This is a genomic window from Occallatibacter gabretensis, from assembly GCF_001449115.1.
Taxonomy (GTDB): domain Bacteria; phylum Acidobacteriota; class Terriglobia; order Terriglobales; family Acidobacteriaceae; genus Telmatobacter; species Telmatobacter gabretensis.
On sequence record NZ_LAIJ01000001.1, the window covers coordinates 126,133 to 151,535 of the forward strand.

A 25,403-nucleotide genomic window follows, 5' to 3' on the forward strand; every position below is an offset into this window, starting at 1 on the left:
GCCTTCTACAGCAATAGATGCTTTTGCGACAGTTGTTGATTTATTTGAATCGACAAATGTTGCATAAACATCATTTGTTGTATTGGAGGATTTTGCTTATGTCTACGCTTCTTCACGTCGATTCCAGTCCGCTTTATGACAGGTCTGTCTCGCGCCAGCTAACCAGTGCGTTCGTCGCCCAATGGAAGGCTTCTCACCCTGGTGGAACGGTCGTCGACCGCGATCTCAACGCTACCCCGATCCCACCTATCACCGGGGAATGGGTGGGTGCAGTCTACACGCCGGAAGAGGCGCGCGCTCCGCAACAGAAGGAACTGCTTTCGCTTTCGGATTCATTACTCGCCGAGCTGGAGCAGGCTGATGAGTACGTCTTCGGCGTGCCGATGCATAACTTTTCTGTGCCTTCGACGTTGAAGCTCTGGATTGACCAGATTGTGCGCGCGGGCAAGACATTTTCCTATGAAGGCGGAATACCGAAGGGCCTGATTACAGGCAAGAAGGCAACGTTCATCCTGGCAACCGGCGGTAATTACGACGCGGGTACGCAAATGGCGTCATTGAACTTTGTGGAACCGTATTTGCGATCGCTCTTTGGCTTTCTGGGAGTGACGGATGCGACCTTTCTCACGGCAGGTGGAACGATGGCGCTGAATTATGGCCAGGACCGCGATGCATTTCTTGCGCCGCACCTTGAGATTGTGCAAACGTATGCGCAGGCGATTTAAAGGAGACGAAGATGAAGATTGTTTCTGTGATTGCGCGCTATCTGCTGGGACTGATGTTTACGGTCTTTGGCCTGAATGGATTTTTCAATTTCATTCCCCAGGGACCGCCGCCGACAAATCCGCTGGTGATACAGTTTTTTACGGCCGTCAGCACCTCGCATTTTGCGTCGTTCTTCTTTGCGGTGCAATTGATTGGCGGGCTGCTGCTGATTTCGGGCTTCTTTGTGCCCCTGGCTCTGACTCTGCTTGCAGCGGAGCTGTATAACATTCTTGCTTTCCACCTGACGCTTTCGCCGGGCATCGCTCCCGGACTGGTGGCGTGCGTGTTGTGGGTGCTGGTGTTTTTGCAGTACCGCGAGAGCTTCAGGGGGATTCTGGCGGCGAAGCCTGCGGCGCAGGGATAAGTTGGCGTGCTATCCGAGGTCCCGAAATCGGGACCTCGGTTACCTGCGGGAAGGCGCAATGCCTTCCCGTTGACTTTTCGGATCGCCATGGAAAGACACAAGAGCTGGCTTATGTGCTATCCCATCCGTGCGCGATGAAACTGCGCACGGATGGGGCACCCATCGTGGTTGCTGAGTAGACGAGAGGCGCTGCTGGCGCATACTTTATCGCTGGCCGTAGGTGGCTTTGGGGCCGTGCTTGCGGTTGAAGTGAAGCTCGTGGACGTGCGTGGCCAGGCCGGATTCGGGGGCTCCGAGGAGCGTCGAGCGGAAGGCGAGGCGAGCGATGTACTCCATAACATCGGCGTTTTCAAGAGCGGCGGCGGCGGATTTGCCCCACGCGAATGGAGCGTGGCCGGCGCAGAGGACGCCGGGAATCTCGAGGGGATTGAGATTGTGCTGACGGAAGTAGCGGACGATGACAGCGCCGGTGTTGAGCTCGTAGCCTGCGGCGGTTTCTTCGGCGGTGAGCTCGTCAGTGCAGGGGATGGGGCCGTGGAAGTAGTCGGCGTGGGTGGTGCCGAGGCAGGGGATGGGGCGACAGGCCTGCGCCCATGAGGTAGCGAACTCCGAGTGAGTGTGGATAATGCCGCCGATGGTGGGGAATTCGCGATAGAGAAGAAGATGGGTGGCGAGGTCGCTGGAAGGACGGAGCGTGCCTTCCACGATTTTGCCCTGCAGGTCTGTGATGACGAGGTTCTCCGGGCGGAGGGTGGCGTAATCGACGCCGCTGGGCTTGATGACGACGAGAGAGTCGGAACCGGAGCGGTCGATTCCGCTGGCGTTGCCCCAGGTGTGCGGGGCGAGGCCGCGGCGGGAGATTTCCTGGTTGGCGTGGAGGACTTCGTCGCGTAGGGATGAGAGGAGCATGGGGAAAAGTTTACTAGGGGTGAGGGGCAAGGGACTAGAGACTGTGCCGAGATACGCAGAATGGCTGTAAACTTGCAAGGGTTGAACCCGTCTGACAGAGTAATGGCTGCTGGAACTATATTGGAACCGATTACGCCGGCCGCGGCAGGGACGATTGCCACACAGGATTTTGCTGTTGTGGCGACGAATTACCGTGTGCAGATTTACAGGTTCCTGCTGTCAAGTACGCGGGATGTGGACCTGGCGGAGACGCTGACGCAGGAGTGCTTCCTGAAGGCGCACCGGAACTGGGCGGGCTTTCGCGGGGAATCGACTGCGCTGACCTGGCTGATGCGAATCGCCATTAACGTGCTGAAGGACCACTGGCGGAACCGGCGGATGCAGTTCTGGCGGCAGACGCGGACGAACTCGGTGGACGCGGACGAGGCGAGCGACTGGTTGCCGAGCGGGGAGAGTTCTCCGGAGCAGCAACTGCTGGCGCGTGAGCGAGTGAAGCACGTGTGGCATGCGGTAGAGCGGCTGAGCGGCAGGCAGCGAACGGTGTTTCTGCTACGGTACGTGGAAGAGATGGAGATTGCCGATATAGCGGCCTCAACGGGGCTGAGTGACGGCACGGTGAAGGCACATCTTTCAAGGGCTGTGAGCCGGGTGCGGGCTGAGCTGGGAGGGAGACGATGATGGCGGACGAGAGAAACAAAATGCGCGAGGAAATGCTGAATGCCGATGCCGAGCTGGATTCAGCTCTTCGGGACTTCAAGCTGAGCATGCGCGCGTGGAGCGAGGCGGAGTTGAGCAGGCCGCGAACGGTGAAGGCTCCGATGCGGACGGCGGTTTGGCGTATGGCTGCTGGTTGGGCGATGGGCTGCGTTCTGGTGCTGGGCGCGGGTTCTGCCGGGGTGTATGAGCATGGACGCCGAGTGGAAACGGCTCGCGAACAGGCGAAGGTGGCCGCAGAGCAGGAAGCGCAGCGGAAGCTGGCGGCTCAGAATGCGGCTTTGGATGAGGACGCGCTGCTGCTGCATGTGGATTCCGACGTGGCGCGACAGGTTCCGGCAGCTATGGATCCGCTGACCGGGCTGGTGGACGCGGGAGAGATCAAACAGTAGTAAGTGTTGATGGTTTTCATTAGGTTTTGTTCTGCATAATGCTGATGTGCATGGATATATGTGTATCGCGAAAAATTGGCATGGGGTGTTTTCGGGGAAGGTAAGCGATTTTGAACTCGGTTATGGAGTCCAGGAGATTGGCAATGATGAAGGCAAGCTTGGCACGGACAATGACGGTTGCAGCGCTGACGCTGGCTGGAGTGGCGGCAGTGGCGCAGGCGCCGGGTAGTCCTGACGGCCAGGGTTTTGGGCCTGGTTTTGGAGGCCATCGGCCTCCGATGGAGCGGGCACTGGGACCGATGGGATCACCGCAGGGAAAGTTCTGGAACAATCCTGACCTTGTTACGAAGCTGAAGCTGACGGATGACCAGCGCAAGGGCATGGACCAGGTATTGCAGCAGCACATGACAACGTTAGTTGACCTGCACGCGAACCTGGAGAAATCGGAACTGGCGCTGCAACCGATGATGAAGGAAGACCAGCCAAACGAGTCACAGATTCTGGAGCAGATTGACCGGGTTGCACAGGCGAGGGCGGAGCTGGAAAAGGGGAATGCGCGCTTTCTTCTGGCGATTCGCGCGAAGCTGACGCCGGAGCAGTGGAAAAATCTGCAGGAGTTGCGGGCGGAGCGGATGGCGCAGTTCCACCAGCAGAGTGGAGCGCCGGGAATGTCGCGGCATCATGACGGGCCTCCGCAGGGCGGACCCCAGGGTGCGCCACCGACGCCTCCGCAAGAGTAACTCTGATCGAAATTTTTATTGTTGGAGATGTAACCGCGTAAAAAATGAATTCGTCAGACCGTATAGCAGAGAGCAATCTTACGGTTTGAAGCAAGAACCGCTGGCGGCGCGGAGGAGCGATCCTCGCGCCGCCGATTTCTTTGGACTGGCAGTCCAGGCGATTGCGTTTCGCGCCATTCTGGTCGCGGTGGGTTGAGGGCGCGGCGAATTTGATCGCAGTCTTTGCGGAAATTTGGAAATCGCTGTGCGCAAAAAAAGCGGGCAGGCTCGGAATGAGCCTGCCCGCTGTGTTTGGTGAAGTTATCCGTTGTGGCGGCGTGCAACTGGCCTTCCGCCGCGGGAGTTTCTGTTCTTTCCGAAGGGCTGGTAAGGCCGCGAAGGGCGAGATGGCTGGGATGGGCGAGCGGGTTTGGTGGCCACGGATGATTCGGGGGCGTCCTCAATCCGCGGTCCTGATCCTGATCCCGCCAGCATGGCGTGTACCCGGTACTTGGTGGGGGCGATGGAGAGCGTGCGCTCCATCTTGCGGAGTGCCTTGGACTCGTCGGGAGCGGCGAAGGTAGAGGCAACTCCCAAGCTGGAAGCGCGGCCTGTGCGGCCTACGCGATGGACGAAGTCTTCGGCCTCACGGGGCATGTCGTAGTTGACGACATGAGCGACGTCAGCGACATCAATGCCGCGCGCCACAACGTCTGTTGCTACGAGCACGCGATGGCGGCCTTCAGCAAAACCGCGGAGGGCGGAACTGCGCTGTGACTGCGAGCGGTCCCCATGAATGGGAGCTGCTGCGAAGCCCGCGCGGGAGAGGCGGTTGGATACCTTATCCGCTCCATGCTTGGTGCGAACAAAAACCATGAAGCTGCCGTTGTTGGTTTCGAGAAGATGCTCGAGCAGCTCCTGCTTTTTGTCCGTGGGCACCTCGAAGGTCTGGAGCTTCACGTTGGGTGAAGGCTTCAGTTCCGAGGAGATTTCGACGCGCACCGGATTATTGAGGTAAAGAGCGGCCACTTCACGGATGGCTGGGCTCAGGGTGGCGGAGTAGCAGAGGGTCTGCCGATCCGACGACAAGACACCGGCGATCCGCTTGATGGCGGGCTTAAAGCCCATGTCCAACATGCGATCCACTTCGTCGAGCACCAGCATCTTCACGTCACCGAGATTGACGAGGCGGCGCGAAAGATAATCTTCGAGGCGGCCTGGAGTGGCGACGATCAAGCGGGCTCCCATACGAATGGCTTTCAACTGCGGAGCTTCTGCGAGTCCGCCGCAGACGAGGGCAACCCTGCCCTGGTTATTCGTGAGGCTGCGCCAGGCTTCGAGCACCTGCATGGCCAGCTCGCGCGTGGGCAGCATGATGAGTGCCTTAGTTTCCTTGGGCATCGTCGCCATGCGCTCGGCGAGGGGGATCAGGAAGCTGAGCGTTTTGCCCGTTCCGGTCTGCGCTGTCGCGAGAACGTCGCGTCCTTCCAAGGCTGGAGGAAGAGCGGCTGCCTGAACCGGGGTGAGCTGGGTAAAGTTGGAGCGGACAAGCTGATTCTGCATTGCCTGCGAAAGGGGAAGTTCTGTAAAGAGTTTCAATGTATTCCTGTTCTGCATCCTGACCGGGAAATCCTGTTCTCCGGATTGATTCCGAAGTCATCCATGGATCCGCTGCGGCTGATGCAGTCGCTAGTGTCCCGTCTGCTGCGCGAAGAATGCTTGCGCTTGGCGGGAAATTGCCAAAATTATGCAGGAAACCCAGGGGAAGCGCCGATTTAACGCCGATTCAAGATTTGCCACACATATCGCGTCTTGGACTGCGAAACGCTGTAGCGTTGCAGTCTGGTCCGGTCAGTCCTACAAGGAGGAAGAACCTTGACTTCAATGGACCATCACGCTGAGGGCCTGGGGGATGAAAATGGTGGGCGATCTTGCGGATGCATGCGAGAACGGCGCACAACCAAACAACTGAGCGTAGGTTCATGATAACACGAATGGGATTTGCGGTGTGATGGTGGAGTGAGCGAAAGGCAACGGCAAGAACAACCGTAGATCCCTCACTTCTTCACCCCAGCGACGAAGACCTGTCGCCAGGGGCCCCGACTCGCCTGAAGAAAACGGCTACGTTCGGGATAACACGTGAATTTTGGTGGGAAATGGAACGGGCGGGCTCGGAGTGAGCCTGCCCGTTGTGTTTTTGGTGCGGTTATTTGGGGAGTGGGGCGGAGCCGGTGATGGTGAAGGCGGCTTCGGATTTGGATTGGGTCTCCTGGGGCTGGGTGCTGCCGACGGAGATGGTGTATTTGCCGGGTTGGATTGAGCGATTGCCCTGTTCGTCGACGGTGGAGATGGAGCGGGGGTCGATTTTTAGTGTCACGGTGCGGCTTATTCCTGGCTGGAGGGTGATGCGCTCGAATCCGGCGAGGGAGTGGATGGGTGCGCCGGCGGCTGGGGATTTGAGGTAGGCTTCTACGACTTCATCTCCTGCGACTGGGCCGGAGTTGGTGACGGTGACAGTGGCGCTGAGGGGTTCGCCTGCTTTCAAGGTTTCCGCGGAGAGCTTGACCGGGCTGTAGGTGAACTTGGTGTAGCTGAGGCCGTAGCCGAAGCCCCAGAGGGGTTTGCCGGTGAAGTAACGGTAGGTGCGGCCCTTCATGCCGTAGTCGGTGAAGTCGGGCAGATCGTTAAGGCCGTTGTAGAAGGTGACGGGCAGGCGTCCGCCGGGATTGTTGAGTCCGGCGATGGTGCGAGCTATGGCGTTACCGCCTTCGACGCCGGGGTACCAGGCTTCGAGGATGGCGTTGGCGTGCTGGTTGGCCCAGTTGAGGGCGACAGCAGAGCCCGATTGCAGGACTACGATGAGCGGCTTGCCGGTGGCGGCTACGGCTTCGATGAGTTTCTGCTGCGGCGCGGGGAGATCGAGGCTGGTGCGGTCACCGCCGACGAAGCCGTCGATCTTGATGGGCATCTCTTCGCCTTCGAGCTGTGGCGAGAGGCCGACGAAGGCTACTACGACATCAGATTGTTTGGCAGCGGCGACGGCTTCTTCGAGGAGTGCATCTGCGGGGGCTTGCCACTTGAAGGTGACGCCGCCGCCGGCTTGATCGGCGGAGTGGGAGTAAAGAAGTTGGAATTCGTGGGGTTTGGAGTCAGAGAAATCGACTTCGATAGTAGGAGTCGTGCCGAAGGTCTGGACGGGCGGTGCGGTGGGTGAGGCTCCGGGTGCGGAGTGGAAGTTGCCCATCTGCGAGAGATCGTGGCCGGCGCGGAGCGAGCCTTCCATTACTACCTTGCCATCGAGGATGAATCTGTAGCTTTCGGCGGGCGAGTAGGGGAAGCTGTCGCCTACTTCGAGAGTGAAGACATAGTGGCCTGCGGCGGGCGGGGCGAGCGTGCCGCTCCAGCGGACGGAGTAGTTGTTGGTCTGGATTTCGGGGGCGGGTTTGGCGTTTTCCCAGTCGGCCTGGATGGTGGATGAGATGCCGGTGGCGACGGGACGGCCGGTCCAGTCGGGGGTGGCGAAGAATTCTGTTTTAAGCTTGCCGGTTCCGCCGAAGGCTGTGCGCGGTACGGGGACGCCGACGCCGCTGGCGAGGGTTGAGCCCTGAGCGTAGAGGATGGGTGTGGATTTGAATTGCTGGGCCATGCCTTCGAGCGGGGTTACGGGGTTGAGGGGCGTTCCGACGTAGTTGCCGAGGATGGAGATGAGTTGATCGGCTGTAGGGCCGATGACGGCGATCTTTTTCGGCTTATTCAGAGGGAGAATGCCGTCGTTTTTGAGGAGGACGATGGATTTTTCCGCGGCCTTGAGGGACTCTTTGCGGTTGACCTCGCCTGCGGTGACGGAGAAGGCGATCTTGTCGCCGGGATTCGAGCCTTGCGGATCAAAGAGGCCGAGCATAAAGCGCGCGGTGTAGAGGCGTTCGGCGGCCTGGGTGACGAGGTCTTCGGTTACGAGGCCCTGCTTGACGGAGTCGGCGAGGCGGTTGAAGCCGGGGGTCCAGATGGAGCAGGACAGATCGGTGCCGGCTTTGAGGGATTCGGCGGCGGCGTGCTCGATGTCGGGTCCCTGCTTGTGGCCCTGGTAGACGTCGACGATGGCGCCGCAGTCGGAGACGACGAAGCCTTTGAAGCCCCAGGCGTCGCGGAGGTGCTCCTTGAGAAGCATCTGGTTGGTGCAGGCGGCGAACTTGTCGATGGAGTTGTAGGCGCACATGACGGAGTCGACGTGGCCCTGGGTGACCGTGGCGCGGAAGGCGGGAAGGTAGGTGTCTTCGAGATCGTGGTCAGAGGGATTGACATTGAAGCCGTGGCGAAGCTGCTCAGGACCGGAGTGGACGGCGAAGTGCTTGCTGGTGGCGATGGCGCGGGGATGGAGCGGGTCAGGGCCCTGGACGCCGGTGATGAAGGCGATGCCTAGCTGGCCGGTGAGATAAGGGTCTTCGCCGTAGGTTTCCTGGCCACGGCCCCAGCGAGGATCGCGGAAGATGTTGATGTTTGGCGACCAGAACGTTAGCCCATAAAAGATGCGGTGATTGCCTTCACGCTGTGCCTGGTTGTACTTGGCGCGGGCTTCTTCTGAAACGATGTTGCCCATGGAGTGAACCATGTCTTTATCCCACGTGGCGGCCATGCCGATGGCCTGCGGGAAGACGGTGGCGTAACCGGCGCGGGCTACGCCGTGGAGGGCTTCATTCCAGGTCTGGTAATCGGGGATGCCGAGGCGCGGGATGGCGGTGGCCCAGTCCTCAAGCTGCGCGGCTTTTTCTTCCAGGGTCATGCGGGAGACGAGATCGTGTGCGCGCTCGGCTGCGGGGAGCTTGGGGTCGAGGTATTTGGGGGTTTGAGCGGCGGCGGTGCAGGCGAGTGTGGCGGCGAGCAGGGATGTTGCAAAGAGCGAGCGGCGATGCGGCACGGTCTTGATCCTCCGGGAATCTTTGTCGAGACGGCCTGCATTCGTTATCCCACCCCAGGCGCAAGGACAAAGACGCGCCGGGAGTGGGGCACCCATAATGCAGTCGTGAATCGGCAGACGGAAGAACTGTACCGGATCAGGGGTGCTGGTGGCTAGGTTTATCGGTTTACTAAAGAAAATTACAGGGTGTTGGTGCAGCGGCAAGTGTATCGATCCGGCGCTCTTCCCGCTCTGTCATGTCGCTCTACAAAAATTGCAACAGCTTCACTGCTCCGATTTTGCTGTCTGCATCAGTTGATAAAAGCGCTCCGGATGCCTGGCTAATGAAGCCGAATAAGCCGCTGCCTGCTTCCATTGAAAAACCAACTGATCTTTAGGCTCAAGATAGGGCAGAAGCTCCGTCTTCGCTCTCGAAAGCGGAGACCTGCCACGGTCCCAATCCCTGCTCAATGCCTCCGCCAGCGTTTGATCGCGGTCAGCAATGCCCTTGATCAACAAATCCCTTGCCTCTTGTGCCTGCGGTCCTTCGGCGCGATGTTCCAGAATCACCGCTTCACGCCAGAACATCCTCTCCAGGTACTCAACGCTCAGCGCAAATGCCTGAAAATCACCGAGATTTTTCATCACCAGCGGTTCCAGTTCAATCAGCAGGCTGCGCAGCCGCGTAAAGGGATTCGGCTGCCGAGTTCCATCCTTCAGCAACGCGGCAAGCTGTTCGTCGCTGCTCCAGGGAACAGGCAGATGCAGGCCCATCCAGGAAGCTGTCTCGCGGTCTTTTATAGAAGGCGCGGCAGCATAGATGCTCTCGAACGCTTCGCCCCAGCTTTCATTCCACCCTGCGCCGTAATGTTTCTCCACAAAGCGGCGAAATCCGGAAGTCTGTGCAGTCGCCGTTCCCTGCTGGAACGCAACAGCGGCATAAGCAAATCCATCCCAGATTGAGTTCTGAATGTACCGGCTTGGCACCCAGTTCGTCAGGATCACTCCCAGCGACCCGGGAGCATCTTCTTCAAGGTAAGCCTGTGCGTACGCGTCGATATTCCGCAACTGTTCCGCCCCAACACGCGCGCCCCATTTGTAATTCACCAGCGCGGGCGCTCCAATGGCGCGAGAGCCGTTGGCTACCACTTTGAGTAAAGTCTCCCGCACTTGTGCCGAGCTGTTATCCGAGTAGTTCCAATCCATGATGAGAATGTTTTTGTTGAGCAGGCCCAGAATCTCTGGCTCTTTGTGCACAACAAGATCGCCCCACACAATCCATTCCTTCCCTAACCCCTGGGCGATGTGATTCAGCGAATTCAGATACTCCGCCCAGATCTGGGTCCGAGTCTTCAACTGCAGCGCTTTGCGCGAAAGCGGCGAGCCGCCCCAGTTCACCTCATCGCAACCGCCATGGAGATACTTCGATGGAAAGATCGAAGCCACTTCACGATAGAGCTTCTCAAATATCTGCAGCGTCTCCGGATGGACCGGAATGATGCCCGTGAATTCGGAGCTGCCTTGCGGATCGTTATCCAACAGATGGGCGTATGCCGGAGAACGCGTGATGTATCCCGTGTGACCGAATGACTCCAGCTCCGGAATCAAATCCACGCCATGGCTCTGCGCATACTCCGCCAGTCCTCTCAACTGCTCAGGCGCAAGCGCATCCGTATGCGCTGCAAGATCGGGAAGGGAGGTGAAGTGGACCGCGCTTCCCTGATCGTCTGCCAGCCGGAACTGGAGCGCATTCAGTTCCCAATCTGCGCAGAACTCGATCACCCGCCTGTAGTACTCCACGGATTCCGGCACGCGCCCCGCGTCAACCATCAGTCCTCGCATCGTTCCACGGCCCGCAGCCTTGCCTGTATCAGCCAACAGCCGCGAACCCATGGCCAGACTGGTCGTAGCTATGCTGGCCCCGAAGAGAAATTCACGCCTGCTCCTGTTTTTCATCTCTGATTTCAAGCTCCTTCTGGCGAAGCACAGATTCCGATGTAGTGTCTCATTCGGAGGTCTGATGCGCTCGAACCAGTTCCCGCGCTCGCTTCCGGCATACACTGCATTCCATGCAATGCCAGTTGTAGCGCTTCGAGCGCAATACGGCCCGCGAATCCCAAACAATAAAAGCAAAGGCGCGGCTGAAGCCGCGCCTTTCACTGCTCGCTGTTATCGGTTCACTTTTACCTAGTATTTGGACTTGATGGCGTAGGTGAGGCCAAAGGTGAACTGGAAGGAGTTGTTCACAGTGGGCGGCAAGGTAGCGGGAGGGTTGTTGAGGTACGTGTCGAGCGTGCCGATGGAGAAGCTCAGGTTTTTATAGGTCGGGAAGGAGATCTGGTTGACTTCGTTGAAGCTCCAGGCTGTTGTGTCGTTCCAGGCGGGAATGTAGTTGACGCCCTGGGTGTAGCTGAAGAATTTGGTATGGAGCTGATAGGCGCCGGCGAAGGTGGAACCTATGAGGTTGTCGCCGGCGGCGTTGGTGAAGTCCTGCTTTTCGTACTGCACGGTGGCTTTGGCATCGAGCTCCTGTTTGGGAGTCTTGATGACGGTGACGCCGAGTCCGCCGCCGTAGATCTGCTGCAGGTGGAGATCCAGCGAATAGTTATGATCGAGGGCGAACTGGCCGAGGACGAAGAGGCGTGGGGAGACATACTCGTCGCGCTCGCCGTCGAAGTGGATGATGCCTGATTTAATCGTGTTGACGGGGACGGTGGTGGGCGGCGTAGCGGTGTTGTCGGTGTAGGCGGGCTGGGTGATTTCGCCGTATGAGGCGGCAAAGTTGAATGATGTGCGGTTGCGCGTGTTGAGCCAAGACACGTTGGGCACGGTGCGGACGAGGCCGACGCCGGCGGTGTAAGTGAACTGCCTGGTGGAGGAGTTGATGATCGTGGCGCCGAGGGTGGCTGAGCCGTTCCAGGCCTGGAAGAAGTTGGGCTCGTGATAGAGCAGCTTGTCCGCGGAAGGTTTGTCCACGATGAAAGCAACGTTGGCAACGGGGATTGGAGCTGCGGTATTGGCGCCAGTGACTTTGATGGAATTGTCTTCTGCATCAAGGGTGCCGCTGGGAAGGGCGGGAGCCTTCTTTTTGCCCGAAAGCTCGACGCCTTTGGGAATGATAGAGAACTGCTGGCCGGAGTGAAGCTCCTTGACCTTGTCCCATGCGACAGTGACGTCACCGACCATATCGCTATGGAATGTGACATTGCCGCCTACGGAATTAAGCAATTTGCCGTGGAGGGTGTCGCCGTTGGCGAGCACGAGGACGTCTGCAGGGGGTGGTGGTGGCGGAGCGGGTTTGGCCAGAGTTGACTGGGCTCGACCAAATGGGGCGCTGAGAATGCCTGAGCCAAGCAGTGCGAGTGCTGCAAGGCGTAGAAAGGCTGTCTTCCGCATGGAAATCGTAATCATATGGATCTGACCTCACAAATTTTTAAAAACAGCGGTTGTACAACTGAACAAGCGCAAAAATCCCCGTTCGGGGTTAGATGCGGATTTTGCGGGAAGTGTAGCCAAGCAACAAACAATAAAAAGCAGTAACAATCGGCAGGGAATAAGAAAATAATTTCCTTCAGTCCAAAGGTAACAGTGAGCAGGAAAGCAAAGCGTATCATTCGTGCTTCACGGTGACAGTTTTTGTGCTGAGACAGTAGGATGGGTTGGTATCGTTACCAATCTGTTAACGAATATAAAAAATTCTTGAAGGACAGCGATGCGACCCAACCTGAACCTGATGAAGGCTACGCTGACGGGAGCCCTGGGCGGGCTTCTTTTCGGCTTTGACACGGTGGTGATTTCCGGCGCGATTGATGCGCTGGTGAGACTGTACGGCCTGAGCCCGAGCGGCAAGGGCTGGACTGTAGCGATCGCGCTGATCGGGACGGTGATTGGTTCACTTGCCGCGGGGCATATAGGGCAGCGGCTGGGCGGGCGCGAGACGCTGCGGATTACGGCGGTGCTGTATATCGTATCGGCGGTGGGAAGCGCGCTGGCGTGGAACTGGCCGGTGCTGATGGTGTTTCGATTCATCGGCGGGCTTGGGATTGGAGCTTCGAGCGTGCTGGGGCCGGTGTATATTGCCGAGCTTGCGCCGGCGAAGTGGCGCGGGCGACTGGTGGGCGCGTTCCAGTTCAATGTGGTGCTGGGAATTCTGATTGCGTACACGTCGAATTACTACATTCGGACGCTGGGGTTGGGGGCGAATGAGTGGCGGTGGCAGGTGGGCGTGGCGGCGATTCCAGCGCTGGGGTTCCTGATACTGCTGTTCGGAATTCCGAGAAGCCCGCGATGGAGTGTTTCGCGGAACAGGATTGATGAAGCGCTGTCGATTCTGAAGCTGATGGGCGACCCGAATCCTGAGGCGGAGCTAGAAGACATTCGCGCGGCGCTGAAGCAGGAGCATGCTTCAGAACGGGAGCCGGTGTTTCAGTGGAAGTATCGCTATCCGCTGTTTCTGGCGATCACGATTGGATTCTTCAATCAGCTTTCGGGAATCAACTCGATTCTGTATTACCTGCCGAGCATTTTTACGAGCGCGGGATTTACGCAGATCTCGGGTGACAGGCAGGCGATCATGATCGGGTTCACGAATCTTGTGTTCACGGTTGTGGGCATGGGATTCATCGACAAGCTGGGGCGCAAGACTTTGCTGCTGATTGGAGCGGTGGGAACAGCGGCGTGCCTGGCGGCGGTTTCGTGGCTGTTTATCACTGGCGCGCACTCAGGTGCGTTGGTGTGGCTGTTTGTGACGTACATTGCGTTCTTTGCGCTGAGCCAGGGCGCGGTGATCTGGGTGTATATCGGCGAAGTGTTTCCGAACTCGGTGCGCAGCAAGGGGCAGGGCGTGGGAAACGCGAGCCACTGGGTGATGAATACGATTCTGCAGCTGGTGTTCCCGGTTGTTGTGGCGAATGTGAGCAGGAGCGCACCGTTTACGTTCTTTGCGGCCATGACGGTGGTGCAATTCTTCGTGGTGCTGTTTGCCTATCCGGAGACGCGGGGGCAGTCGCTTGAGGAGTTGCAGAGGAAGTTGTTGAAAAGCTAGTGGTTCCTGGTTAGGGATTCGTAGTTAAGGAACGAACCGATTCTGGAAGGGCGGGTTATTCCCGTCCCTTTCTGTTTTTGGTGTGCGCAAAAAGAGAGTGAGAGTGCTGCGGGTTTCATGCTAGGATGGCTCGACCTCCAAGCCATTTCTGGAAGACTTTATGAACATTTCCCGTGTGCTTTTTTGCCTGTGTGTTCTTTCTGTTGCGGGTTCGATTGCGGCTCAGCAGTCTGCCTGCACGTTGCCCGAGCCTCCATACAAGATCAACAAGCCGAATATCTTTACCGAACAGCAGGAGCAGTGGCTCGGCGATGAGCAGGCCGACCAGCTTGAGAGCGAGTATTACCTGCTGCCGGAGCAGGATTCCGCAGAGGTAACGAGGATTGGCCGGAAGCTTCTGGATCAGCTTCCGCCGACGGCGATCCACTTCAAATTTCGTGTGTATCGCTCGAGCGAAGCTAATGCCTTCTCCATAGCCGGTGGATACGTGTATGTGAGCAGCAAGATGATTACCGACGCGCGCAGCGAAGACGAGCTCGCGGTGGTGCTCTCGCACGAGATTGGCCACATCTACACACATGCCGTGGCCATCACCTACACGCGCGAGTTCAAGGCGCTGATGAAGGTGGATTCCTTTGCCGACCGCAAAGATCTGGCTGACAAGATGCAGCTCCTCATCAACGCTCCATGGAAGACCAAGGCTGCGCCGGACGAGGTAGACGCGGAAAAAGATGAGACGATGGCTGATTCCGTGGGTCTGTATGCGATGACTCGCGCCGGATACGCTCCGGCTGCCTTCGCCGAAAACCTGGACCGCATCTCCGATAATCATGGGCGCAGTGTGAGCTTTTTCCGCGCGCTGGCGGGAGACGACACGGATATGATTGTGCGCGTGCGAACGGCGCGGAAGGTAGGGAACGCGCTTTCGGCGGCATGCAAGTCCGAGAAGACGTCTTTATCTTCGAGTTTTGTTGACTTCCAGTCCAAGCTCCGCGGCAGCGGATTTCAATGGCAAGTGCCGGCCACTTCCGGCCTGAAATCCTTCCTGCTGCAGCCGGCGATGCGTCCGGCGCTGGATGAGGTGCGATTCAGTCCGGATGGCAATTACATCCTGGCGCAGGAACAGAGCGCTGTTCACATCCTGAGCCGCTCGCCGCTCAAATACCTTTTCACCATCGACGCCGAGGGGGCCAAGGCGGCGCACTTCTCGCCCGACTCCTCGCGGGTCACGATCCAGTTTCCCACGATGCGCGTGGAGACATGGAATATTGCCTCGCGGCAGCGTGAGTCAGCTCACGAACTGATCGATTACAAGGGCTGCCCTGTGAATAGTCTTTCGCCGGATGGCAGGACCTTTGTCTGCCTCCGCTCAAGTGAATCGGGCATTGGACTGACTTTCATCGATGTGGATTCGGAAAAAGCTTATTACGACAATAAGAAATGGGATGATTTTCCGCCGGTTTGGGAGCGAATCAAGATTTTATATAGCCCGGACGGCCGGACCATGCTGCTGGTGGCGGGCCACAAGGCTATCAGCTATGACCTCGATCATCGCACCACAATCGATATCCACAGCGCGTTCAATTTCACCTCGATCCTGATCTCGTTTGTTGGATCCAACAAGCTAGCCTACGAATGCGGTCCAGGTGAGAAGCAGCAGAGCGGAGGCTATCTCATGCCTGTGTGCGTGGCGAACTTTCCTTCGGGCGGGCGGATCGCGAGATTTATGGTGGGCGATGTGTGGATGGAGAATGTCACCCGGGGCGACAATATTCTCCTGGGCCCTTTCGCAAATCATGCGGCCGCACTCTTTGATCCTGTGACATCGACGCCCTCTATTGGATTCGCGTCGAGTGCGGTGGATGTGTATGACAAGATCTTCGCCAGCGAAACGGCAGGCGGACAAATCGCCTTGAAGACAATCGGAACCGATACCGTGGAGAGGGCGGATATACCCATTCGTCCCCTCAGTCCGCTCTCTTCCGGCGGGTTTAGCAAAGACGGCCAGTACCTTGCTTACTCGCACGGCTCGAGGGGTTCGCTGTGGGACTTAAATCACCAGGCGCAGATTGCGCTGCTGCGGCCATTTACCGCTATGAGCATGGATGATCAGGATCGAATACTTCTGCGATTCAGAAATTCGCATGGCAAGGATGGAATCAACGCTGTTTTTGATCTGAAGACGAAGAAGTCCACGGAAGGCGCGAAGTACGACAAGGAAGACTACATGGCGGGTGGTGTGCTGATCCACACTGTCGGCATGGAGAAGGCCTTTTATGGAACCAGATGGAATACGGAGATGCATGTTCTGGATCCAATTACCGGCGCAGAACTGTGGATGAGAAAGTTCCCTCACAACGCGCCGGATGTCTACGACAGCAGCAGCGGCACTCTACTGATAGTGACCAACCTACTATCGGAAACCGGGGCGTACGAGGAAGGCCATAACGGAGCCAAGCTGGTGAAGACCAGCGATGTGATGAAGGAATGGGTTCAGCGGGGCCTGCTGGTGGAGATTGTCAACGCGAGGACGGGCGAGATTCAGCGTGTGATTCATACGCCGACGCGGCCTGAATTAGTTGACGATGACCGCTGGCCGGTGCTGTATGGCGACTATCTGGCTGTGCACGGCAATGTGAATAACACCGTGGTGTATCGGGTTTCAGATGGCGTGCGGACGGCGGCGTTTTATGGCCGTGTGCTGGCGGGAGACGGCAAGTTGGGGCTGCTGGCAGTGAACAATCGCGACCAGGAGATGATTGTGTACAGCGCACGAAATGGCGCGGAGGTTTTGCGAGTGACGCTGGATCATTTGCCGCGCGCGGCGCGGTTTATTCCTGAGACGAATACCCTGCTGGTGCTGACGGCGACGCAGCGGGTGTATTCGATTCCGCTGACGGATGCGAAGACGATGACGACGGAGCAGTGAAAAGGCAGGGACAAGGGACTAGGGATAAGGGACTTAGGAAAAGTAGCGAGTTCGCTGTACTTCGCGCGATGACGAGTTAGCAAAAAAGCAGCGGTAGGCCCCTTCGGCTTCGCTCAATATGCTAGTTCGATCCCAGGCCCGAGAATTCGGACCTGGGGCACCCATGTTTTGATGCTTATTCGTGGTGATGCTTGTGATGTTTCTCCGGTGGAGTTGGCGGAGCAGGTGGGTCGGGCGGAGTGGGTGGGGTGGGAGAGGTAGAAGTCGAGCTGGTGAATAGCGCGGCGAGGGCGGTGCCGATGGGGACGCCGAGGCCGGTACACGGGTCGGGGCCTGTGGCTGCGTCGTAGTAGCCGTTGTTGCCTTCGGTGATGTCGGTGAAGGCGGACTGGTTTGCCCAGAGTGTTGGTGTTACGAAGCCGAGCTTGGTTCCGAAGGACGCGAAAAGTCCCGCGTAAAGTGGGGCTACGGCTGAGGTGCCACCGACGACCGTGGCTGCTCCGTGGACGTACATCTGATAGCCGGAGTTGGGATCAGCGTCCGCGGAGACGTCGGGGACCATGCGGCCGGTTCCGTATTGTGTGTTGGCCGGAGGGAGCGGCGCGCCGGTCTGCCAGGATTGCACGGGGAAGATGGTGGAGTAGCCGCCGCCAGTGCCTGAGCCGTTGTCGTCGCCGGGATTGTCGTTCCAGACGGTTTCGCTGGTTTGGGTCTTGAAGGTTCCTCCGCATCCGATGACGTGCGGGCAGGAAGCGGGTAGATCGACGTTGGCTGCGTTGGAGCCGCCGTCTGAGGAGTCGTTGTCACCGGCGGCTGCGAAGACGATGATGCCGGCGGCGGTGGCTGCTGTTGCAGCTGACTCCATCTGCTGCGCGGCGGTCGTGCCCCAGGTGGCTTCGTCCGCGCCCCAGGAGATGGTGATGACATCGACGGCGTCAGAGGTGGCTGCCTGGACGGCGGAGGCGATGTCCTGCGACCAGTAGACGCGGATGGTGGCTGCCTGGCCGGTGGCGGCGTAGTAGGAAGCGCCGGCGACCTGGATGTCGAGGGCGACTTCGTAGTCGGGGTCATCGTCGGAACCTACGGACTGGTTGGGGTCATTGTTGGTGCCGTCGACGGAGACGTCGGTAAGGCTGGGGGTTGGCTGGTTGATGGACTGGAAGTAGGCGTCCATGTCGGACTGGACCCATCCGCCGCCGAGTTCGATGATGGCGATGACGCCGCCGCCTGCGATATTTGTAGGCCAGTTGTAGGCGGCGGTTAGGTCCGGGACACTCCAGGTGGTGGTGCTGGACTTGCGGGCATCGCGCGCGCCTGCCGAAAAGATTTTGCGGCGCTTGAAGTACGGGTGGATCGGGTAGTCCTGGGCAGCGTGACGGGTATGAGTGGTATGGACGGCGTGGCGAGAGGAGGGCGATTTTGGGGTAGTGCTCATGACGGTCTCCTTTTGCGGAACTGCTGTTGGACGGGCGGAGAGTTTAGAGGTAGTGAAGCTGCCGAGGCGCTCGTTACGTGAGGCGAAAGTTTCGCACTAGCATATTTGCGATGCAATAGTACCAAGTTTGAGGTGGGATGTGAGTTTTAGTATGGAGGTTGTTAGATGCTGTCTCATATATGCCGCTGGTGCCTCGACCGGAATTTTGCGATCCGCCTTGAAGCGGATCGCACATGAGGCATTCCCGGCGCCAGGTATGTATGAAACAGCTTCGAGGAGATACGGCATTGGCATACGAAGATTTGCGCGACTGGATCAAGACGCTGGAAAAGCACGGTGAGCTGAAGCGCATCAAGGAAGAGGTTTCTCCGGAGTTGGAGATGACGGAGATCACCGACCGCGTGAGCAAAAGCAAAGGCGGAAAGCACGGGGCTGGTGGTCCAGCGCTGCTGTTTGAGAATGTGAAGGGCTTTCCGGGGCAGACGGTGCTGATGAATCAGTTTGGCAGCGAGCGGCGGATGGCGCTGGCGCTGGGCGTGAACAAGGTGGACGAGATTGCCGAGCGCATCAGCGGGCTGATCAACATGAAGCCACCCACGGGCGGCTTTTTGGACAAGCTCAAGATGCTGCCGCAACTTGGGGAACTGACGAATGCGTTTCCGAAGACGGTGAGCGCGAAGGATGCGGCTTGCAAGGAAGTGATTCTGAAGGATGGCTTTGATCTGAATGCGTTTCCGATTTTGAAGTGCTGGCCGCAGGATGGCGGGCGGTTTATTACGCTGCCGTGTGTGATTACGCGCGATCCCAAGACAGGGAAGCGCAATATGGGCATGTACCGGATGCAGGTGTATGACGGCCAGACGACGGGAATGCACTGGCAGCGGCAGAAGGTGGCGGCGGAACACTATCGCAACGCGTTGAGAGCGGTTGCAGCTGCGAATGCGAGCGGAGACGTGCGAACGGCGAGTGTGGCGGCAATGGCGGAGTCTGCGGGTGGAACGGTAACGATTCCAGACGGGCCTATTGGCGGGCTGCGGCAGGTGGCTCTAGGGAATCTGAAGGGTTCGCGGCTAGAAGTGGCAGTTGCGATCGGGACTGATCCGGCAACGACTTTTGCGGCGATTGTGCCTGCTCCGCCGGAAGTGGAGGAGTTTTTGATCGCGGGCTTCCTGCGCGGGAAGCCGCTGGAGATTGTGAAGTGCGAGACCGTTGATCTGGAAGTGCCGGCGCAGGCAGAGATTGTGCTGGAAGGCTACGTTGAGTTGGGTGAGCTGCGGACGGAGGGTCCGTTTGGCGATCACACGGGCTTTTACACGATGGAGGATGAGTACCCGGTCTTTCATCTGACGGCGATTACGCACAGGAAGAATCCGATTTATGCGGCCACGATCGTGGGCAAGCCTCCGATGGAGGATGCGTGGATGGGGAAGGCCGTGGAGCGAATTTTCCTGCCGGCGATGAAGATGCAGATTCCCGAACTGGTGGACATCCATTTGCCGGTGGAGGCCGTCTTTCATAACCTGATGATTGTTTCAATACGGAAGAGCTATCCAGGACAGGCGCGGAAGGTGATGAACGCGATCTGGTCACTGGGGCAGGCGATGTTTACCAAGTGCGTGATTGTGGTGGATGAGGATTGTGATGTGCAGGACCTGGGTGAGGTGACGCTGCGGGTGGCAAATAACATTGACCCGGAGCGCGATGTACAGTTCACGCTGGGGCCTGTGGATTCGCTGGATCATGCGTCGCGTCTGCCGAATTACGGATCGAAGATGGGCATTGATGCAACGCGGAAGTGGAAGGCTGAAGGGTTTGAGCGGCCGTGGCCGGCGATGATCGAGATGGATGCGGCAACGAAGGCACGTGTGGATGGGATTTGGGCGAAGCTGGGAATTTGAGAATCGAGCTGAGGTTGAAGATGCGTCGGTGGGTTCTGATGTTTGCGCTGATGATTTGTGCTGCTATGAGTACGAGCGCGCAGGAGAGCTTTCGCTGGGTGGATTTTCATCCAGATGGCTCGGGTGTGAGCAAGGATCAGGACATTGTTGTGTGGGTGACGCGGGCGCTGCAGGAAGAGAAGTGGACGGCGATTCGTGAGATTGGCGTGCTGTACGACGCGGCGCTGGTGGTGACAGTGGAGCGCGCTGCTCCAGATGCGTCACCGGCGACGGACACGTTTCAAATATGGAGTGTTTCACTCAAGAGTCATCTTTTGACACCGGTGCTGAAGGGCGTGAATCTGCGCTGGCAGGAGCCGATCCAGTTTGCGCCGGGTGTGGCTCGCGAATTGACGGTGATGTATGACGACTGCAGAGAGTGCGCAGTGACTACGTACTTTACTGCTCTCTATTACGATGTGACGCAACACGTCTTTACAGCGCGATGGCTGCGTGGTGCGCAGACGGTGCCGGTTTGGACTACGGTGGTGGCGCCGGGAGTAACAGAGGCACAGGTATATGCGGTGCTGCCGGGAACCGATGGCGGCGAGTTTCTGGGAGCCTGGAGCCATTTCGATTTCGGCACGCAGAAGCCGGCGCAGGATTATGTGTTTCGCTATGATCGTGATCCGTTACGTGGGCTGGAGCGAACGCTGTCGCTGAACGGCAAAGATGCCGAGGCGATGAAGGATAAGCTTTGCAGCGCGCAGGTGGCAGCGGGTGGCATGGCGCGTGGGCAGGAGTCAGAGATGTGTCAACTGAGGCTCCATCCTGATGCTAAACCGGGCATGCAGCGCCGGGTGGTGACGACACCGCCGGCGAATAACCAGGGACGATCATTTCCGCCGGGGGCGAAACAGCCTCACAACTAAGAATTTACGGGTGTGTCTAAGGACTGAAGAACAGATGCGCGTGATACTCAGATACAACAAATAAAAGCACGCGCGCATCCAACGCCTTGGAAAGGTAGATTATATGAACATATTTTGGAAAACAATATTTTTGGTTCCACTTACGGTCGCTCTCGCTATGTGTACCGCTGGTTGCAAGAGCAGCCAGAATCCAGACAACGCAAATACTTCCAATTCTTCCCCGGATCAGCAGACTGCAGATGCGAGCTCGACCGAAGACCCGGCGAATGCGAACGTGGTGCCAGTATCAAACACTACGACCTCAGGACCTGCCTCAGCACCTGCGCCGTCGCAGGCAGCACCTGCTGCTGCGCCAACTGCAATGACGGCAAGTGCGGGAGATACGTATCAGGCTCCGACCGCGAGTTCAGTGGCGAGCACGTATCCCGATTCTGAATACAACGCAGATACAGGGTATGGGCAGGAGGCAGAAACGTACGCGCCCCAGCCGCCACCGGAGCTGCCAACATATCAGCAGCCGCCGTGCCCTGGCGATGGATATATCTGGACGCCGGGCTTCTGGAACTACGCATCAGCGGGCTACTACTGGGTGCCGGGCGCGTGGGTGAATGCTCCGTACCAGGGCGCTCTGTGGACACCGAGTTACTGGGGCTATCGTAGTGGACGATATGCATATTATCCCGGCTACTGGGGCCGCCATGTTGGCTATTATGGCGGAGTGAATTACGGCTTTGGGTATGTGGGATTTGGCTACCAGGGCGGCTATTGGAATGGCAACAACTTTACGTATAACCGCACGGTGAACAACATCAACACGACCGTGGTGCGGAATGTTTACTCCTATAACGTGCGGAATGTGACGGTAAACCGTGTGAGTTACAACGGTGGGCCGGGTGGAGTGGCGTATCGTCCGCATCCGTCGGAACTGGTGGCGATACATGAACGGCATACTCCGCCGATGACGACACAGGTACAAATGGTGCGCGAGGCGCAGGGCAACCGGAATAACTTTGCGACTGTGAATCGCGGACGGCCTGAGATGGTGGTGGCGAGCCGTCCGGTGGAAGCGGATAAGCATGTGGCGCCTCCGCCGGCGGTTCGTTACGCGCCGGTGCGTCCGGAGCAGCGTGTGGCAGCGCCGGCACAACGACCGGCCGAGGCTCAGCAGCGGCCTGAAGCGCAGCGACCTGGTGAACCAGCGCGCCCCGGAGAGCCCGCACAGGCACGGCCTGGAGCGCAGAATCCGCAGCAACGCGCGGAACAGCAGCGCCAGGAGCAGCAGCAGAAGACGGAACAGATGCAGCAGCAACAGCAGCAGCGTGTGAACCAGCAGAAGCAGGTGCAGCAGCAGAAGGCTGAACAGGGTCGCCAGGAACAGCAGCAGAAGACCGAGCAGATGCATCAGCAGCAGCAGCGGGCGGATCAGCAGAAGCAGGTGCAACAGCAACATGCTGAGCAACAGAAGCAAGTGCAACAGCAGCGGACGGAACAACAACACCAGCAACAGCAGAAGCAGGTACAGCAGCAACATCCGCAACAGGAGCGTCAGCCGCAGGAGAAGCCGAAGCAGGAGCCGCAGCGCCCGGAAGAGAAGCATCCGCAGTAAAGTTTTCGATCAAAAAACAGAGGCCTGCCGGGAAGGATTCCGGCAGGCTTTTTTTGCGCTTTTACTGCGCGCGGGTAAGTTATTCGGCGTGCAGTACACGGATGGCGACGAGGTTACGAACCCAGCGGGCGGGGTGCTTTTCGCCCGTAGCCACGAGCTGGAAGGGACCGTTGTCGGCGATGGGTTTGCCGGCGAGGGTGTCCGCTACGATAACGGTGCCGTCATGGATGTAAGGCGTGATTTCAGCGATGGAGTAGACGACGACATAGCCGTCGGAGCCTTCCGCTTCGATGTACAGGCGGAAGTCTTTTCCTTTTGGCTGATCGGTGACGCCGAGGGGCTTCAGTAGATCAATGAGTTGGACGCCGGAGAAGGTCTGACTAGCGTTGGCGTGGCCATTGAAGACAGTAATGGTGGTGTGCGGCAGGGCGGCGAATTTTTCAGGGGTGAATTCAGCAGATTGCGCGCCTATCGTGATTTTGAGTGGGCTGGCGGGTCCTGCGGGCTTGTCGCCATGGTGCATGGGACCCATCTCCTGCGCGGAGCCGGGTGCAGCCTGCGCGGGCGGGTTCTGGGATTGGGACCAAGCAGTAATCGAGACAGAGGCCAGCGCAGCGAAGATTGTAATTTTCTGAGCGAGCCCTGAAGCAGAATGAGACATTACGGAACTCCTTCGGCATTCATCGTATACTGTGAGCATGTCGATCGTGCGGAACATTGCTGCCATTGCCAAAGGCATGAGCATCACCTTCGGGGAGATGCTGCAGCCGACGACCGTGGAGAATTATCCGGATGGGCCGGGGCCGTTGCGGGGCGCGAAGTTCGAACAGCGTTTTCGTGGGGCGCATGTGCTGCAGCGCGATGAGAATGGCCTGGAGAAGTGCGTGGCGTGCTTTCTGTGCGCCGCGGCATGCCCTTCGAACTGCATTTATATCGAAGCGGACGAGAATACGGCGGAGAAGCGGATCTCGTCTTCCGAGCGGTATGCGAAGGTTTATAACATCGACTACAACCGCTGCATCTTCTGCGGCTATTGCGTTGAGGCCTGCCCGACGGATGCGATTACGCACGGGCATGGGTTTGAGCTGGCCACGCTGAATGCTACGAATCTGATTCAGCGCAAGGAAGACATGCTGGTGCCGGTGACTGCGCTGACGGCGAAGTAGAGCATCGTCCGCCCCAGCTTTTAATCATTGCTATTGTGACTGAACTCACGGCGTCACGCGGATCGCGCGTGTAAGTTAAGATTTGCATATGAGACGCACGCTTCCATTTGCGGCGGTGTTGGCAATCGGCCTTCTGATCATTGGGCCTGCATTTGCCGGGGTGCGATGCGTGATGAGCGCAGCAGATGCCGCCTCCGCCTGCCCGATGGACATGAGCAATATGGGAAGCGACTGTCCGATGCCGCGGATGGATGTGCTGGCTTGTGTCAGTGATTGCTGCGCACAACAGGCACCTGCTGTGACAGCAAAGCAATGGGTTGCGGAAAAGGCTTTTACTGTTGCGGAAATGCCTGTGCTGACGGTGACGGAGAAGCTAGTTTGGGACGGCATTGCATTGCGTGTTCCGGAGACAAACTCGCCGCCGGTGTATGTGTTGAACCGGGTTTTTCGGATTTAGAGCGATTCATGACAATCTCTGCAGGCGGTCTCAGGCGCGGTGTGCTGAGGCTGCGAGATTACAACCTCCAACATAGAAGGAGATTGGTTATGAAACGTGTTCTCGTTCTTTTTGCATTCGCGGCAATGATGGCTACTACTGTTTTTGCACTGCCCTCCATTAAGGCCGCCGCCAAGTCATGCTGCGATAACTCCGGTCAGTGCTGCGCTGGCGGCAGTGGAGATTGCTGCAAGTAAACAACTATGTTGAAACCGTGCCCGGGCCGTTTTTTTGCTTAGAACTCGTCGCCCCATTCCATTTTCTTTGCGTGGGTGTAGCTTTGCTTGTCGCGGCGGGAGATGGTCACGAGGTTTGCCGAACTGTCTGGCTGGCAGAGCTTGAGTGTGATGCTGGTCCTGGCTTTTTGCGGGCGGGCGAGGATGCGGGGTTCTGTGGCGGGCATGAAGTATGGCTCGCGGACGAAGATGATGTACGAGAATTCTTCGCCTTCGTATGGAAGATCGGCGGATTTGAGAAAACGATGGCTACGCGGGCGTTCTATGCGCTGCGCGAAGTGGCACCAGTCGGGCGAAAGGATGGGACAGCCCCGCTGATGCGCGCAGGGAGCGAGGATGTGCGCGCCGCCGCCGCCGAGGATGAAGCGGGCGGCGAGGATTTGTCCGAAGCCCGCGGGTGTGCCGGGTTCGACGAGGATGAGCGCGCCGGAGCAGAGCGCCCAGGCGGCGACAAAGAGAGACTGGGCCTGCTCGTACGGCAGCTCAGAGAGGACGTGGCTGAGCACGACGAGATCTGCGGAATTGTCCGGGAGATTGCGGTTGAGGTCGGTGGTGAGCTGCGTGGCGTTGCGCAGCGCCACAGAAGATGCGTGCTGCGCGAGGCTGCGGCTGAGGGTGAGGAGTGGCTGGCTCGGATCAGCCTGGGTGATGGTGGCGATCTGCGGGAAGGTTTCCGCGATGGCCCAACTGGCAGCGCCCGCGCCGGAGCCGAGGTCGAGAGCGCTGTGCGGGGCAAAGTCAGGATTGCGCTGCCGCAAGCGGCTGAGCACGTTGCGGACTGCGCCGTAGGCGGCTGGTGCGCGGTTGATGCCGTCGCGATAAAGCGCGGAGTTATATTCGGCGCGTTCGGCGAGAGGGCCACGCGCGATGCCTTCAAGAGAGGCATTGAGCGCCGCGCGCAGCTCGATGGGAATCTGCATGGGAA

21 protein-coding genes are annotated in these 25,403 nt (G+C 58.5%); 13 read left to right on the forward strand and 8 right to left on the reverse strand.

Annotation, left to right across the window (positions count from 1 at the left end):
* Positions 1-98: 98 nt before the first annotated feature.
* On the forward strand, positions 99-725 hold the full coding sequence (locus VO84_RS00500) for an FMN-dependent NADH-azoreductase (RefSeq protein WP_058185327.1): 627 nt from the start codon (positions 99-101) through the stop codon (positions 723-725).
* Between the two features lie 11 nt (positions 726-736).
* A complete protein-coding gene (locus VO84_RS00505) occupies positions 737-1,129 on the forward strand; it encodes a DoxX family membrane protein (protein ID WP_058185328.1) in 393 nt (130 codons plus the stop codon).
* A gap of 204 nt (positions 1,130-1,333) precedes the next feature.
* On the opposite strand, the gene araD is transcribed toward VO84_RS00505, so the two are convergent.
* A complete protein-coding gene (gene araD / locus VO84_RS00510) occupies positions 1,334-2,038 on the reverse strand; it encodes an L-ribulose-5-phosphate 4-epimerase AraD (RefSeq protein ID WP_058185329.1) in 705 nt (234 codons plus the stop codon).
* Between the two features lie 102 nt (positions 2,039-2,140).
* On the opposite strand from araD, the gene VO84_RS00515 reads away from it, so the two are divergent.
* The 3 genes from VO84_RS00515 (at position 2,141) to VO84_RS00525 (ending at position 3,884) form a co-directional block, all read left to right on the forward strand.
* A complete protein-coding gene (locus VO84_RS00515; protein ID WP_058185557.1) occupies positions 2,141-2,716 on the forward strand; it encodes an RNA polymerase sigma factor in 576 nt (191 codons plus the stop codon).
* Positions 2,717-2,736: 20 nt separating this feature from the next.
* Complete coding sequence (locus VO84_RS00520) at positions 2,737-3,144, forward strand: hypothetical protein (protein WP_157439633.1); 408 nt, start codon at positions 2,737-2,739, stop codon at positions 3,142-3,144.
* A gap of 143 nt (positions 3,145-3,287) precedes the next feature.
* Positions 3,288-3,884, forward strand: a complete 597-nt coding sequence (locus VO84_RS00525) for a Spy/CpxP family protein refolding chaperone (protein WP_058185331.1) — start codon at positions 3,288-3,290, stop codon at positions 3,882-3,884.
* A gap of 300 nt (positions 3,885-4,184) precedes the next feature.
* Here the strand turns inward: VO84_RS00525 and VO84_RS00530 are convergent, their stop codons facing one another.
* From VO84_RS00530 to VO84_RS00545, 4 genes are all read right to left on the reverse strand, one after another.
* The gene (locus tag VO84_RS00530; RefSeq protein ID WP_058185558.1) at positions 4,185-5,426 is read right to left on the reverse strand and encodes a DEAD/DEAH box helicase; all 1,242 of its coding nucleotides are present in this window, start codon (positions 5,424-5,426) and stop codon (positions 4,185-4,187) included.
* Between the two features lie 643 nt (positions 5,427-6,069).
* Entirely contained in the window at positions 6,070-8,778 is a 2,709-nt protein-coding gene (locus VO84_RS00535; protein WP_058185332.1) for a glycoside hydrolase family 3 C-terminal domain-containing protein, read from the reverse strand.
* A gap of 264 nt (positions 8,779-9,042) precedes the next feature.
* Positions 9,043-10,713: a family 20 glycosylhydrolase gene (locus VO84_RS00540; protein ID WP_058185333.1), complete on the reverse strand. Its 1,671-nt coding sequence runs from the start codon at positions 10,711-10,713 to the stop codon at positions 9,043-9,045.
* Between the two features lie 231 nt (positions 10,714-10,944).
* Positions 10,945-12,153 carry a DUF481 domain-containing protein gene (locus tag VO84_RS00545; protein WP_197413841.1) on the reverse strand — a complete coding sequence of 403 codons (1,209 nt, stop codon included), beginning with the start codon at positions 12,151-12,153 and terminating at the stop codon, positions 10,945-10,947.
* 316 nt (positions 12,154-12,469) lie between these two features.
* On the opposite strand from VO84_RS00545, the gene VO84_RS00550 reads away from it, so the two are divergent.
* Positions 12,470-13,801: a sugar porter family MFS transporter gene (locus VO84_RS00550; protein WP_058185335.1), complete on the forward strand. Its 1,332-nt coding sequence runs from the start codon at positions 12,470-12,472 to the stop codon at positions 13,799-13,801.
* A 160-nt stretch (positions 13,802-13,961) separates the two neighbouring features.
* Positions 13,962-16,730, forward strand: coding sequence for a M48 family metalloprotease (locus VO84_RS00555; RefSeq protein ID WP_058185336.1), 2,769 nt, complete (start codon positions 13,962-13,964; stop codon positions 16,728-16,730).
* Between the two features lie 175 nt (positions 16,731-16,905).
* Here VO84_RS00555 and VO84_RS00560 read toward each other — a convergent pair whose 3' ends face one another.
* The gene (locus VO84_RS00560) at positions 16,906-18,165 is read right to left on the reverse strand and encodes a S53 family peptidase (RefSeq protein ID WP_058185337.1); all 1,260 of its coding nucleotides are present in this window, start codon (positions 18,163-18,165) and stop codon (positions 16,906-16,908) included.
* Positions 18,166-18,452: 287 nt separating this feature from the next.
* Between VO84_RS00560 and VO84_RS00565 the strand changes: the two genes are divergently transcribed.
* From VO84_RS00565 to VO84_RS22340, 3 genes are all read left to right on the forward strand, one after another.
* A complete protein-coding gene (locus VO84_RS00565; RefSeq protein ID WP_058185338.1) occupies positions 18,453-20,063 on the forward strand; it encodes a UbiD family decarboxylase in 1,611 nt (536 codons plus the stop codon).
* A 20-nt stretch (positions 20,064-20,083) separates the two neighbouring features.
* Positions 20,084-20,974: a hypothetical protein gene (locus tag VO84_RS00570; RefSeq protein ID WP_157439634.1), complete on the forward strand. Its 891-nt coding sequence runs from the start codon at positions 20,084-20,086 to the stop codon at positions 20,972-20,974.
* A 130-nt stretch (positions 20,975-21,104) separates the two neighbouring features.
* Positions 21,105-22,580: a YXWGXW repeat-containing protein gene (locus VO84_RS22340; RefSeq protein ID WP_058185340.1), complete on the forward strand. Its 1,476-nt coding sequence runs from the start codon at positions 21,105-21,107 to the stop codon at positions 22,578-22,580.
* A 79-nt stretch (positions 22,581-22,659) separates the two neighbouring features.
* Here the strand turns inward: VO84_RS22340 and VO84_RS00580 are convergent, their stop codons facing one another.
* The gene (locus VO84_RS00580; RefSeq protein WP_058185341.1) at positions 22,660-23,241 is read right to left on the reverse strand and encodes a molybdopterin-binding protein; all 582 of its coding nucleotides are present in this window, start codon (positions 23,239-23,241) and stop codon (positions 22,660-22,662) included.
* A gap of 37 nt (positions 23,242-23,278) precedes the next feature.
* On the opposite strand from VO84_RS00580, the gene VO84_RS00585 reads away from it, so the two are divergent.
* The 3 genes from VO84_RS00585 (at position 23,279) to VO84_RS22345 (ending at position 24,439) form a co-directional block, all read left to right on the forward strand.
* Complete coding sequence (locus tag VO84_RS00585) at positions 23,279-23,746, forward strand: NuoI/complex I 23 kDa subunit family protein (RefSeq protein WP_058185342.1); 468 nt, start codon at positions 23,279-23,281, stop codon at positions 23,744-23,746.
* Positions 23,747-23,834: 88 nt separating this feature from the next.
* On the forward strand, positions 23,835-24,203 hold the full coding sequence (locus VO84_RS00590) for a hypothetical protein (RefSeq protein WP_058185343.1): 369 nt from the start codon (positions 23,835-23,837) through the stop codon (positions 24,201-24,203).
* 89 nt (positions 24,204-24,292) lie between these two features.
* Complete coding sequence (locus VO84_RS22345; protein ID WP_157439636.1) at positions 24,293-24,439, forward strand: hypothetical protein; 147 nt, start codon at positions 24,293-24,295, stop codon at positions 24,437-24,439.
* Positions 24,440-24,477: 38 nt separating this feature from the next.
* On the opposite strand, the gene VO84_RS00595 is transcribed toward VO84_RS22345, so the two are convergent.
* Entirely contained in the window at positions 24,478-25,398 is a 921-nt protein-coding gene (locus VO84_RS00595; protein WP_058185344.1) for a small ribosomal subunit Rsm22 family protein, read from the reverse strand.
* Positions 25,399-25,403: the final 5 nt, after the last annotated feature.